This is a genomic window from Dietzia lutea (genome assembly GCF_003096075.1).
Taxonomy (GTDB): domain Bacteria; phylum Actinomycetota; class Actinomycetes; order Mycobacteriales; family Mycobacteriaceae; genus Dietzia; species Dietzia lutea.
The window spans coordinates 1,513,801-1,525,978 of the sequence record NZ_CP015449.1 but is presented as its reverse complement, the minus strand read 5'-3'; the positions used below and the strand labels follow the sequence as shown (position 1 = coordinate 1,525,978).

At 72.8% G+C, this 12,178-nt stretch carries 9 protein-coding genes; 5 read left to right on the top strand and 4 right to left on the bottom strand.

Annotated elements, in window-relative coordinates; genetic code table 11:
• Positions 1-21 precede the first annotated feature (21 nt).
• Genes A6035_RS06860 through A6035_RS06850 form a run of 3 tightly spaced genes read right to left on the bottom strand, consistent with a single transcriptional unit; the run spans position 22 to position 3,307 of the window.
• On the bottom strand, positions 22-1,083 hold the full coding sequence (locus A6035_RS06860) for a FecCD family ABC transporter permease (RefSeq protein ID WP_108847168.1): 1,062 nt from the start codon (positions 1,081-1,083) through the stop codon (positions 22-24).
• Positions 1,080-2,192, bottom strand: a complete 1,113-nt coding sequence (locus A6035_RS06855; protein WP_244192568.1) for a FecCD family ABC transporter permease — start codon at positions 2,190-2,192, stop codon at positions 1,080-1,082. Before A6035_RS06855 ends, A6035_RS06860 begins: the two co-directional genes overlap by 4 nt.
• A 5-nt stretch (positions 2,193-2,197) precedes the next feature.
• Complete coding sequence (locus A6035_RS06850; protein WP_108847167.1) at positions 2,198-3,307, bottom strand: iron-siderophore ABC transporter substrate-binding protein; 1,110 nt, start codon at positions 3,305-3,307, stop codon at positions 2,198-2,200.
• Between the two features lie 237 nt (positions 3,308-3,544).
• On the opposite strand from A6035_RS06850, the gene A6035_RS06845 reads away from it, so the two are divergent.
• Genes A6035_RS06845 through A6035_RS06830 form a run of 4 tightly spaced genes read left to right on the top strand, consistent with a single transcriptional unit; the run spans position 3,545 to position 9,403 of the window.
• On the top strand, positions 3,545-5,029 hold the full coding sequence (locus A6035_RS06845) for a pyridoxal phosphate-dependent decarboxylase family protein (RefSeq protein WP_108847166.1): 1,485 nt from the start codon (positions 3,545-3,547) through the stop codon (positions 5,027-5,029).
• Positions 5,026-6,423: a lysine N(6)-hydroxylase/L-ornithine N(5)-oxygenase family protein gene (locus A6035_RS06840; RefSeq protein WP_108847165.1), complete on the top strand. Its 1,398-nt coding sequence runs from the start codon at positions 5,026-5,028 to the stop codon at positions 6,421-6,423. Before A6035_RS06845 ends, A6035_RS06840 begins: the two co-directional genes overlap by 4 nt.
• Positions 6,420-9,017, top strand: coding sequence for a GNAT family N-acetyltransferase (locus A6035_RS06835; RefSeq protein WP_108847164.1), 2,598 nt, complete (start codon positions 6,420-6,422; stop codon positions 9,015-9,017). The genes A6035_RS06840 and A6035_RS06835 overlap by 4 nt, the downstream gene beginning before the upstream one ends.
• Positions 9,014-9,403 carry an MmcQ/YjbR family DNA-binding protein gene (locus tag A6035_RS06830; RefSeq protein ID WP_108847163.1) on the top strand — a complete coding sequence of 130 codons (390 nt, stop codon included), beginning with the start codon at positions 9,014-9,016 and terminating at the stop codon, positions 9,401-9,403. The genes A6035_RS06835 and A6035_RS06830 overlap by 4 nt, the downstream gene beginning before the upstream one ends.
• 95 nt (positions 9,404-9,498) lie before the next feature.
• Here A6035_RS06830 and A6035_RS06825 read toward each other — a convergent pair whose 3' ends face one another.
• Complete coding sequence (locus tag A6035_RS06825) at positions 9,499-10,068, bottom strand: hypothetical protein (RefSeq protein ID WP_108847162.1); 570 nt, start codon at positions 10,066-10,068, stop codon at positions 9,499-9,501.
• A 216-nt stretch (positions 10,069-10,284) separates the two neighbouring features.
• Between A6035_RS06825 and A6035_RS06820 the strand changes: the two genes are divergently transcribed.
• Positions 10,285-12,153: an HNH endonuclease gene (locus A6035_RS06820; protein WP_244192567.1), complete on the top strand. Its 1,869-nt coding sequence runs from the start codon at positions 10,285-10,287 to the stop codon at positions 12,151-12,153.
• Positions 12,154-12,178: the final 25 nt, after the last annotated feature.

The window sequence follows — 12,178 nt, the reverse complement described above, 5'->3', positions numbered from 1 at the left end:
CGACGGGCGAGGGAATGCTCATCAGGCCACCTTTCTCGAACGCAGGAGGATCCACAGCATGGCTGGCGCACCCAGGGCGCCGGTCACCACGCCGGTGGGGAGGTCGACGGTGCTCAGCGCCTCGGAGGCCACGATGTCGGCGGCGACCACGATGACGGCCCCGGTAAGGGCGGCGGCGCCGATGGACGGGCGGCCGCGACCGATAGCGGCCGCGACGGGGGTGGAGAGCAGGGCGACGAAGGCGAGCGGGCCGGCCACCGCGGTGGCCGCGGCGGCGAGCAGGCTGCCCACGCCCAGGGCCGCGGCGCGGGTGGGGACGGGACGGGATCCGAGGCCGACGGCGAGCTCCGGCCCCAGCTCGGCGGGCCGGAGTGCGGTGTGCAGCCACCCGCCCAGCGGGAGCAGCACGGCCAGCGCGACGGCGAGCCACGCGATGCGCTGGCCCGACGCCCCGGACAGCGACCCCACGGTCCACACCGCGGCCTCCTGGGCGCCGGTCAGCGGGAGGCGCGCGATGAGCTGGGTGACCACGGCGGTGCCCAGCGCGGCGACCGCGACGCCGCCGATGAGGAAGCGCTGGCCCACGATGCCGGTGTGCCGGCCGGCGGAGGCCCCCAGGACGATCGCGAGCGCGACCGCGGAGCCCACCAGCGCGGCGGGCACGACGCCGACCCCGCGCAGACCCCACAGGGCCATCCCGGCCACCGCGCCGGCGGACGCCCCGTGGGAGATGCCGAGGATGTCGGGGCTGGCCAGCGGGTTGCCCAGGACGCGCCGGAACAGCGCGCCGGACGCGCCGAACGCCAGGCCGGCGAGCGCGCCGAGCACCGCGCGCGGCAGCTTGTCCTCCATCACGACGAACGTCGCGCCGGGGATCGTCGCGCCGCTGAGGATGGCGAAGAAGTCGGGGATGGTCACCGTGTAGCGGCCCAGCAGGACGCGCACCGCCATGACCACCACGAGGAGGGCGGCGAGTCCGACGACGACTCCGAGCGCGTGCCGCCGACGGTGGGCCGAGAGCCGACGGACCACCCGTTCGGTCTCGGCGTGCTCGGCGGGACGGTCGAGGACGGCCGTGCTCACGAGGTGCTCACCCCCCGGTTGGCGCGCAGGAGGGCGATGAGGAAGGGCACGCCGATCGCCACGGTCATCACGCCCACGGCGATCTCCCCGGGCGGCGCGATGACGCGGCCGATCGTGTCGGCGAACAGCAGCACTGCCGGCCCGACGAGTACGGACAGGCCCAGGACCACGCGGTTGCCCACCCCGACCAACCTGCGCAGCAGATGCGGCACGAGCAGACCGAGGAACGCGATGGGGCCGGCGAGCGCGGTGGCGACCCCGGACAGGATGACGACCCCGCCCAGGACGACGGCGCGCCCGGCGACCGGGCCGACGCCGAGCCCGCGGGCCATGTCGTCCCCCAGCGCGAGCGCGTCGAGGGCCGCGGCACCGGCGAGGACCAGGACGAGCCCGAGGAGCAGGAAGGGGACGGCCGCGCCGATCTCCGGGGCGCCCGAGCGGGCCACGGAGCCCAGGCCCCAGAAGCGGAAGCGGTCGAGCACGCCGGGCAGCGCGATGACCAGTGAGGACGTGACCGCGGTGCAGCCGGCGGTGACGGCGGCCCCGGCGAGCACGAGCCCGGTCCCGGAGTCGGCACCGAGTCGGCCCGCGCCCACGACCACCATCCCGGCCACCAGCGCGCCGATGACGGAGAACAGGGCGACCACGGACGGACCGGCGGCCGGGGCGAAGGCCAGACCCAGCACCACGCCGAGCGCGGCGCCGGCGGTGAGGCCGAGCAGCCCGGGATCGCCGAGGGGATTGCGGGTGGCCCCCTGCAGTCCCGCGCCCGCCACGGCCAGCGCGGCGCCCACGAGGACCGCGGTGATGGTCCGGGGGACGCGGGCGGCCACGACGACCTCGTCCATGCCCGCACCCGAACCGGGCGCGACGGCGGCGGCGAGGTCGCCGGAGAGCAGCTGGCCGGGCAGCGCGCCCAACACCGACCACACGACGGCGGGGTCGACCGTACGGGCGCCGACGAACAGCGACGCCGCGATCCCCACGACGAGCAACACCAGCGACGCCACCGTGCCGATCACGACACGGCGGCGTCCGGGTGCGGCCGGCACGATCGGCCCGCCCACCGAGGGGGCGGGCGCGGTCGTGAGCGTCGCGGGGCTGGTCACAGTCGTCAGGCCTGCTCTTGCTCTGCGGCCGCGAGGATGTCGGGGACGACGTTCTCCAGGGCCCACGGCAGGCTCAGCGGGGAGGACGCGGAGATCGACAGCACCTGCTGCTCGTCGGTCTGGACGACCATCCGGCCGGCCTCGACCGCGGGGATGCGGCCGAGCAGCGGGTCGGACTCGATGGCCTGCCGGACCTCGGGCGAGGTCGCGTAGGTGATGAGGATGTCGGAGGCGAGCTCGTCGGCGCGCTCGGGCGACCACGTGACGGCGAACTGGTCGGGCGAGCCGCTGGAGGCCTCGGCGACGACCGGGGCCTGCTCCATCCCGAGCTGGGTGAGGAAGCGCGGGCGGTTGTCGACGTCGGTGAACGCGTAGATCTTCTCCGCGGCCTCGGGGTCGACGGTGGCCCAGACGAAGGTCGTGCCCTCGATGGCCGGGTTGTCCTCGGCGACCTGCTGGATCTGGCCCTCCACCTCGGTGATGAGCTCCTCGGCGGCCTCGCTGCGGCCGAGCGCCTCACCGATCAGTCGGGTCGAGTCCTGCCAGGCGGTGCCGAACGGCACGTCGCCCTCGGGCATCGCGATGGTCGGCGCGATCTTGGACAGGGTCTCGTACTCCTCGGCGGTCATGCCGGAGTACGCCCCCAGGATGAGGTCGGGCTCGAGCGCCGCGATCGCCTCGGTGTTGATGCCGTCGGTCTCGGAGTACAGCTCGGGCATCTCGCCACCCACCGCCTCGAGCTCGGCGTCGAACCAGTCGGTCGAACCGTTGGCGTTGGCCCCGAACGAGTTACGGGGCATGCCGACCGGGACGACGCCCAGCGCCAGGGAGACGTCCGCGTTGACCCAGGAGATCGTGGCGACGCGCTGCGGGGCCTCCGGGATCTCCGTCTCGCCGTAGGCGTGGGTGATGGTGCGCGGGAACTCGCCCTGCCGCTCGACGCCGGTCGTGTCGGCAGACTCGCCGCCCCCGTCGACGGATCCCGTCGAACAGCCCGCGAGCAGGGCCAGCAGCGCGGCGATCGCGGTGAGTACGAACAGCACCGCCCGGGCCCTCGGGCGGGCCGTGTCGGACACCGCCGCCTCGAGTCGGGAACGCCGGGCGGGTGCAGTCATGGGATCTCCGTCCACTGAAACGATCGCTTTGGCTAGTTAGGCTTGGCTAACCTGGCCAGGCGCCACAGTAGAGGCGAGGCGCGCCATAACGCAAGGGTCACGAGAAAGATTTCCATATTCGTTGAGCGAGAAAGTGATTCATCTCACCCAACGGTTGTTTAGGTAAGCCTAACCTGCTTAGCGTTCGCCGGTACCGAAGTCCCCGAGTAGGTCGGAGTACCAGTGAACGATCCATTGTTGAGCAGCGAGAACCGGGAGGCCCACGCCGCGGCCCTGGCGGCGGCGACCGCCGAGGTCAGCCGGTACCTCGACGGTCGGACCACGCCGCGATCCCCGGCGTCTCCGTCGGCGTTGGCCGCGCAGACCGCGGCCGTCGACCTGTCCGCCCCGCTCGGCACCCTCGACAAGGCGCTCGAGGAGGTCCGTGAGCTGTACCTCGACCACGCCGTGGGCTACCACCATCCGCGATACCTCGCGCACCTGAACTGTCCCATCACGATCCCCGCCGTCGCCGCCGAGGCCCTGGCGACATCGGTGAACACCGCCGTGGAGACGTGGGACCAGGGCACGTCCGCGTGCCTCATCGAGCAGAAGCTCATCCACTGGGTCACCGACCTCATCGGGTTCGACGGGTCCGGGCGTCCCGACGGGGTGTTCACGACCGGCGGCACCGCGTCCAACCTCCAGGGCCTGTTCACCGCCCGCGAGGACCGGCTCAGCCGGCCGGCGCCGGGGGGCGACGACACCGGCGACCGCTGCGCGCGGCTGCCGGGCCTGCGGATCGTCACCGGCGAGCACGCCCATCTCAGCGTGGTCAAGGCCGCGCGCCTGCTGGGCCTGGCCCCGGACGCCGTGGTGACGCTGCCCGGCGACGGCGACCGGATGGATCCGGCCACCCTCGACCGCATGCTGTCCACCTTGGCGGACGCCGGGCACGAGGTCGCGGCCGTCGTGGCCCTCGCCGGCACCACGGACCACGGCGCGATCGACCCGCTGCGCGCGGTCGGCGAGGTCTGCCGCCGCCACGACGTGTGGATGCACGTGGACGCCGCGTACGGCGGCGGGCTACTGGTCTCCCCCACCCGCCGCGACCTCCTCGACGGGGTCGACCTGGCGGACTCGGTGACCGTGGACTTCCACAAGACCTTCTTCCTGCCGGTCGCCGCGTCGGCGCTGCTGCTCCGCGACGGCTCCGGCTTCCGACACTCCACGGTGAGCGCGGACTACCTCAACCCCGCCGACGGTGACGACCACGCGGTGGACAAGTCCCTGCAGACGACCCGGCGCTTCGACGCGCTCAAGCTGTGGATGACCCTGCGGGTGATGGGCGCCGACGGAATCGGCCGGCTGCTGGACGGCGCGATCGACGTCGCGGCGCGCATCGGCCGCACCGTCGACGCGGACGCCGAGCTCGAACTGGTCCGCGTGCCGGCCCTGTCGACGGTGCTGTTCCGCCCCCGCCCGGCCGGCGCGGACGGTCGCCCCGTCTCCGACGACGAGTCGGACGCGCTGGTCCGCCCGATCCGGGACGCCCTCTTCGCAGCGGGCCGCTCGCTGGTCGCCGCGACCGTCGTGGACGGGCGACCGTGCCTCAAGCTGACCGTCCTCGACCCCACTCTCGCCGACGAGGACGTCGCCGCCGTCCTGGCCGACGTCCGTACCGCCGCCCGGTACCTGGCCGCCGGGATGCGCGAGGCCACGACCGCGGGGGTGCTGACGTGACGGGGGAGGTCCACGACCTGCTGGGCGTGGGGATCGGCCCGTTCAACCTGGGTCTGGCGTGCCTGGCCGAGCCGCTGGGGTTGGACGCGGTCTTCCTCGACGCCCGCGACGGCTTCGCGTGGTACCACGGGCTGATGTTCGACGACGCCACCATCCAGGTGCCGTTCCTGGCCGACCTGGTGACGCTCGCCGACCCGACGTCGCCGTACTCGTTCCTGAACTACCTCAAGCAGATCGGGCGCCTGTACCCCTTCTACATCCGTGAAGACTTCCAGCCGCTGCGCGCGGAGTACGACGCCTACTGCCGCTGGGCGTCCGAACGGGTCGGCGGCCTGCGCTGGGGCCGGGAGGTGGTCGACGTCCGACGAGAAGAACGGGGCGACGACGACGAGGCCCCCGTCTACCGGGTCACGGCCATCACCCCGGAGGGCACCGAGACCTACCGCACCCGGCACCTGGTGCTGGGGATCGGGACGGCCCCGTGGGCGCCGATCGACCGGGAGCCGCTGGACGGTGACGGGTCGGTGGCGCTCCACGCGAGCGATTACCTGCACCGGCGGGACGAACTGCTGTCGCTGGGATCGGTGACGGTGGTGGGCAGTGGCCAGTCGGCCGCGGAGATCTACCACGACCTGCTTTCGTCCGCCGGCGTCGACGGCCCACGCATCGACTGGGTGACGAGGTCCCCGCGGTTCTTCCCGATGGAGTACACCAAGCTCACGTTGGAGATGACGTCGCCGGAATACATCGACCACTTCTACGCGCTGCCCGCGGATCAGCGCGACCGGATGCTGAGGGAGCAGCGCTCGCTGTACAAGGGCATCAACGCCGACCTCATCAACGAGATCCACGATCTGCTGTACCGCCGCTCGGTCCACGGCCTCGCCAGCGGCCTGCTCGCGGCGGCCACCACCCTGGACGGCGCGGCCCGTGCGGTCGGTGCGGCCCGTGCGGACGACCCGCCCGGCGCGCTGCGACTCGACCTGAGCTGCGCCGACACCGGCCGGTTCTGGACGCATCACACCGACGGGCTGGTCTTGGCGACCGGCTACTCCCCCACGCCGCCGCGGTTCCTGGAGGGAATCGCCGACGAGATCGACCGCGACGAGCGGGGTCGGTACCGCGTGGCCCGCGACCACACCGTCGACCGGGCGCACTCGACGATCCACGTCCAGAACGCGGAGGAGCACACGCACGGGCTCACCGCCCCGGACCTGGGCATGGGGGCGATGCGCAACAGCGTCATCCTGCGCTCGATCTGCGGGCGCGAGGTCTACCCGGTCGAGACGTCGATCGCGTTCCAGCAGTTCGGCGCGCCTGCCGACGGTGCCGACCCCGCCCAGCCCGCCCCCGCACACGACTCGCCGACCACCCGGCACCAGGAGGCACGATGAGCCACCCCGTCAGCACAGTTCCTACCCCGGTCAGCACAGTCCACACCCCGGCCGGGATCGTCACGCTCGAGCCGCTCTCCCTCGGAAGCAGCACAGACAGCACAGACACCCTCCGCACGCTGCATGCCTGGCTCGACCATCCGAGCTCGGCCTACTGGGGTATGCAGGGAGCGACGCCGGCGGAGGTCGAGGAGTTTCTCGCCGACTGGTCGTCGGACCCGCACCGCCGGGTGCTCATCGTCCGCATCGACGGCCTCCGCGCCGGCCTGGCCGTGTTCTACGACCCCGCCGAGGTCGAGCTCAACGGCCGGTACCCGCACGAACCCGGCGACCTCGGCATGCACCTGCTCGTCGCGCCGACCCGCACCCCGGTCCCCGGCACCACGGCCGCGGTCATGGGCGCCATCTGCGAGACGGCGTTCGCGATCCCGATGATCGGCGGCTCGCCGGCCCGCCGGGTGGTCGTGGAGCCCGACATCCGGAACACGGCCGTGCACCGGCTCAACGCCCGCGCCGGCTTCCACGAGGCGGGCCCCGTCGACCTGCCCGACAAGACGGCACTGCTCTCGTTCTGTGGTGCCGACGCGTTCCGCGAGTCGGAGATCGGTGCCGGGACGCGGGTGATCTCGTCGTCGTCGCCGTCGGATACCCACGCCGGGCACGGACGCCCCCACCTGACCGGCCACGCTCATCTCACCGGACACGCCATGCGCCGCGCCCACCGTCACCTGTGCGTCAAGGCCCTCGCCGAGTTCTCCCACGAACGGCTCCTCGCGCCCGTCCACGACGCCGCGACGGACACCTACACGGTCCGCGCCGGCGACGAGCGGTGGTCGTTCCGCGCCCGCGTGCTGCCGCTGGAGCACTGGGTGATCGACGAGGCGTCGCTGCGTCGCGAGGTCGGCGGCGCGTCGGCGGAACCGGACGCGCAGGAGCTCATCATCGCGCTCGCGCCGGAACTGGACATCCCGGAGACGCTGCTCGGCGTCTACCTCGAGGAGATCGCCGCGACGCTCGGCTCGGCCGCGTTCTGCCTGCACCACCGCGACCGGCCCGCGCAGCAGCTCGCCGAGTCCGGTCTCCAGGAGGTCGAAGGGGCGATGACCGAGGGCCACCCCGGCTTCGTCGCCAACAACGGACGCGTGGGCCTCGGACTGACCGACCGGCACCACTACACGCCGGAGTCCCGCTCGACGGTCCGGCTGGTGTGGCTCGCCGCGCGCCGCGACCTCAGCCACCTGGCCACCGTCGCCGGCCTCGACGAGCGCGAGCTCTACACCCGTGAGTTCGGCGCCGAGGCCCTCGAGCGGTGCGACGACCGCCTGCGCGCGCTCGGGCTCGACCCCGCCGGATACCGCGTCCTGCCCGTCCACCCGTGGCAGTGGGAGCACAAGATCGCGGTGGCGTTCGCCCCCGACCTCGCCCGCCGCGACCTGGTGTACCTCGGCGAGTCCGACAGCGAATACCGGCCCCAGCAGTCCGTGCGCACGTTCTTCGACGTCACCCGCCCCGACCGCGGCTATGTCAAGACCGCCCTGGCCGTGCAGAACATGGGCTTCACCCGCGGCCTGTCGCCGAAATACATGCACGACACCCCCGCGGTCAACGACTGGGTGGCCGGGATCGTCGACTCCGACCCCGTCCTACGGGCGCTCGACTTCGGGATCCTGCGCGAGGTCGCCGCGGTCGGCTACACCGGCGACGCCTATCACCGGGCGGCCGCCGCGGGCGTGTCCGACGAGGGTCCGCACACCAAGATGATCGCCGCACTGTGGCGGGAGAGTCCGGTCCCCCGGCTGGCCGACGGCGAGCGGGCCGTCACGCTGGCCTCGATGCTGCACGTGGACCTGCACGGGCGTGCCCTCGCCGTCGAACACCTCGAGCGCTCCGGCCACGACGCCCGCACGTGGCTCCGCGCGCTGCTCGACGCCTACGTGCTGCCGGTCGCGCGGTGCCTCCTCGCGCACGGGCTCGTGTTCATGCCGCACGGCGAGAACGTCATCGTCGTGCTGGGCCCCGACCACACGCCGCGGCGCGCGCTGTTCAAGGACATCGGCGAGGAGGTCGCGATGGTCCGCGACCTGCCGCTGCCCGACGGCATCGAGCGCGTCCGTCACGTCGTGGACGCCGAGACCGCCGCCCTGAGCATCCAGACCGACGTGATGGACGGGGTGCTGCGCCACCTCGCCGCGATCCTCGACGCCGCCGGCGTGCTCGACGCCGCGGCGTTCTGGGACGAGACGCGCCGGTGCCTGGAGGTGCTCGCCCCTGGTGACGCGGGCGACGACGCGGGCGGGCGTGGTGGGGCGGGCGACGACGGCGAGGTGCACCGTCCCACGTGGGAGGCGCTGTTCTCCCCACGGTTCAAGCACTCGTGCCTCAACCGGCTGCAGTTGCGCAACACCAAGCAGATGGTGGACCTGACCGACCAGGCCGGATCTCTGCAGTTCGCGGGCACCCTGGCGAACCCGCTGGCGGCGCGGTTCGGGGAGGCGGTCGACGAGGCGACAGGTCCCGGCGTCCGCGGCGAGGCGGGCGCCGTGTCGGCAGCACAACCCGACACCCGTGGGGTGACGGTAGCGTCGACCGCATGAACGGACGGGAACTCCAGAGGTGCGCGGCCGCGCGGGCGCGCGAGCTGCCGACGTCCACCCTGGAGTTCCCGTTCGGCCCGGACTACGACGTGTTCAAGGTCCGCGGCAAGATGTTCATGTTCCACGCCGAGGTCGAGGGCGAGCCCCAGGTGGTCCTCAAGGCGTTGCCGTCGGACTCGATGTCCCTACGCGCCGCCCATGCCGACATCACGCCCGGTTACCACATGAACAAGCAGCACTGGATCTCGCTGTACCCGGGCGGCACGCTGACCGCCGAGATGGTCGCCGAGCTCGTCACCGAGTCCTACCGACTCGTCGTGGCCGGGCTGCCGAAGGACCAGCAGCCCGTCGAGCCGGAGACCTTCGGCCGCGGCCAGCGGGCCTGACAGCGCGGTCAGGCGCTGTCAGGCGCCGCCGCGTGCTGTCAGGCGCCGCCGCGTGCTGTCAGGCGCCGCCGCGTGCTGTCAGGCGCCGCCGCGGCTCAGTTCGCGGGCGACAACGACGTCTCGGTCAGCGAGCCGGGCTGCTCGCCCACCGATCCCTCGACCGACTCGGTGGCCGAGGAGGTCTCGAGCTGATCCGCCAGCGAGCCGCCCACGAGCGGCACACCGCCGAGGACCGCGCTGACCGATCCATCGACGTCTCCCGCCAGCAGAGCGTCTGCGGACCGGGCAGCCGGGTTGAGGACCGCGCAGATCACGCCGACCGGCACCTGCAGCGGTGCGCCGATCGCATTCGCGGCCAGCCCGGCGGCGCTGCCGGCGTTGCAGGCGAAGGTCGCCGCGGAGCCCAGCGGCCCGGAGGCATAACCGGGCAGCGAGCCCGTGACCGAGCCGGGCAGCAACTCACCGAGTTCGCCCAGCTGGCCGGTCCCGCCGTCCTCGGCGCCGGCACCGCTCTCGGCACCCGTACCGTTCTCGCCATCGGCGGCCGCGGAGCCCGGGATCGAGCCGGTGTCCGCAGGATCGGAGCTCTGAGCTGCTGCGGTACCCGCCGAGGCGACGAGCAGTGCGGCGGCCAGAGCGCCGACGTAAGCGATTGACTTGGACATGGTGAGCCTCCGAACTCCGGTGCGTCGGGCGGTCTCCCCCGATCGACTAATGAGGGTCCCATAAATCTCGAGTCCACGAAGCGTCGTTGCCGATGCGTGATCTGTAGCGGGTCTCCCGACGTAGCCCTTGTGGTGCCGAACACGTGAGCGTAGAATAGAACACGTATTCGAGACGAGTCGCGGCGCGACCGCACAGTCGACCACGGGGGGTGGGGCATGGACGGCGACACCGGGCGCACGACCGGCGGCCCCGCGTCCCCTTCCGGCTCTGCTGACTCATCCGGCTCTGCCGACTCGTCCGGCCCCGCCGGCCCGTCCGGTGCTTCGGCGTTGACGGGCTTGACGGCGGCGGCGCGTGAGGGCTGGGCGGCAGAGAACCGCGCCGCCGCGCAGCGCCTGGTCGCCTGCTACGCCCTGCTGCAGGAATGCTGGCGCGAGTACGGGCACGGTATCGACGGCAGCCACGAGGCCCGCCCCGGCCACGCTGTTGTTGACGGCCTTGTCGCCGCCGCCGGGTATGTGGTGGCAGCGATGTCGATCTCCGCTAGGCGCGCGGAGAAGATGCTGTCCTTCTCGTGGGAGCTGCACACCCGCTACCCGGCGATCCTGGAGGCGATGGCCGCCGGCCTGATGGAACAACGCGTCGCCGAGCTGCTCACCCGGCAGATGTCCACCGTCCGCGGCGATGTTCTCGAGCAGATCCAGCGCCAGGCCGTCGAGGACTACCTGGGCGGCGTCGCCGCCGGTATCCGTCTGGGCGACAAAGCCCTGCGCGATGAGATCGACGCCGTCATCGGCCGCCACGACCCCGACGCCATCCGCCTACGCAAAGAAGACGCCAGCCGCACCCGCGGCGTGCGCATCGGCAAAGGCGTCGACGGCATGTCCAGCGTCTCCGCGTTGTTGGCGACCGAGGAAGCCGCCGTGCTGGCCGAAGCCCTGGATCAGCGGGTCGCCGAACACGACGCCGCCGACGCAGGCGCAGCCGCCGCCCAGGCCGCGGCGCGGGCCGCCGACCCCGATACCGACCCGGACGAACCGGAGCCGCACTACTCGAAGGCCGAACGCCGCGCCGACGCCCTGATGTCCCTGATCTGCGGCGACACCCCCACCCACCCAGGCACCGACACCGATGACGCCGACGGCGGTCCCGCGGGCGCGCCGAGTCGCCCGGGCGGCCCGAGCGCCCCCACCGGCGGCGGTCAGGCGCCGGTGTTGCGGCCGAAGGTCACCGTCATCGCCACCGGCGACAACGGCCGCGACGAACACGGCGCGCGAGTGGAGTTCACCCGCACCGGCGAGGCCGCCCTGCAGACCCTGCTGGAGATGCTCGCCACCGCAGATGGCGCCTCGTTCGAGCAGGTCGACCCCCGCATCGGCGCCGCCGACGACACCAGCGCGGCCCTGAAATACCGGCCCGGCGCCGAGTTGGCGCGCCGGGTCCGGCTCCGCGACGGCACCTGCCGCCACCCCGGATGCGCGGTCCCCGCCGACGACTGCGACCTGGATCATGTCGTGCCGTTCAACCACGCCGACCCCGCCAGCGGCGGCCACACGGTCGAGGCCAATCTGGTGAGCCAGTGCCGGCGCCACCACCGGTTCAAAACCTTCTCCGACTGGACCTACACGTTGCAGTCCGACGGCACCCTGATCGTGACCACCCCCGACGGCACCACCATGCTCACCCGCCCCGACGGCCCCCTGGCCCAGTACCGGCGCGAGCACCAACGCGACGAAGCCGACGCCTGGGCGCGTCAGCAACGCCGCAACCCCGCCCCCGTCTTCGGCGCCAGCATCCTGGACGAGGCGACCTACTTCGCCCGCCGCGCCCAACGCCTGGCCCGCGAACGCGCCCGCGCCACCGCCCGCAACACCACCGACGCCGGCACCACACCAACCGAGCCCACCGCCGACACCACCCCAGGCCCGGACTCGATCTCTGCCACGCGCGAACGGATGACCCCCGCCGCGGCCAGCCGCTGGTGGCAACGCAACAAACCCACCGACAGCGCCCTGGAAAAAGCCATCCTCCACGCCCTCCACGCCCACCTCGACGAACTCCTCCAACCACCACCACCCTTCTGAGGCAGCCACCACGGGGGCGAGCCGC

What these genes read in the sequence shown, in the direction of transcription:
- A6035_RS06850 (WP_108847167.1), bottom strand. Translation starts at nt 3,307, where the DNA reads ATGACTGCACCCGCCCGGCGTTCCCGACTCGAGGCGGCGGTGTCCGAC.
- A6035_RS06835 (WP_108847164.1), top strand. Translation starts at nt 6,420, where the DNA reads ATGAGCCACCCCGTCAGCACAGTTCCTACCCCGGTCAGCACAGTCCAC.
- A6035_RS06830 (WP_108847163.1), top strand. Translation starts at nt 9,014, where the DNA reads ATGAACGGACGGGAACTCCAGAGGTGCGCGGCCGCGCGGGCGCGCGAG.
- A6035_RS06825 (WP_108847162.1), bottom strand. Translation starts at nt 10,068, where the DNA reads ATGTCCAAGTCAATCGCTTACGTCGGCGCTCTGGCCGCCGCACTGCTC.
- A6035_RS06820 (WP_244192567.1), top strand. Translation starts at nt 10,285, where the DNA reads ATGGACGGCGACACCGGGCGCACGACCGGCGGCCCCGCGTCCCCTTCC.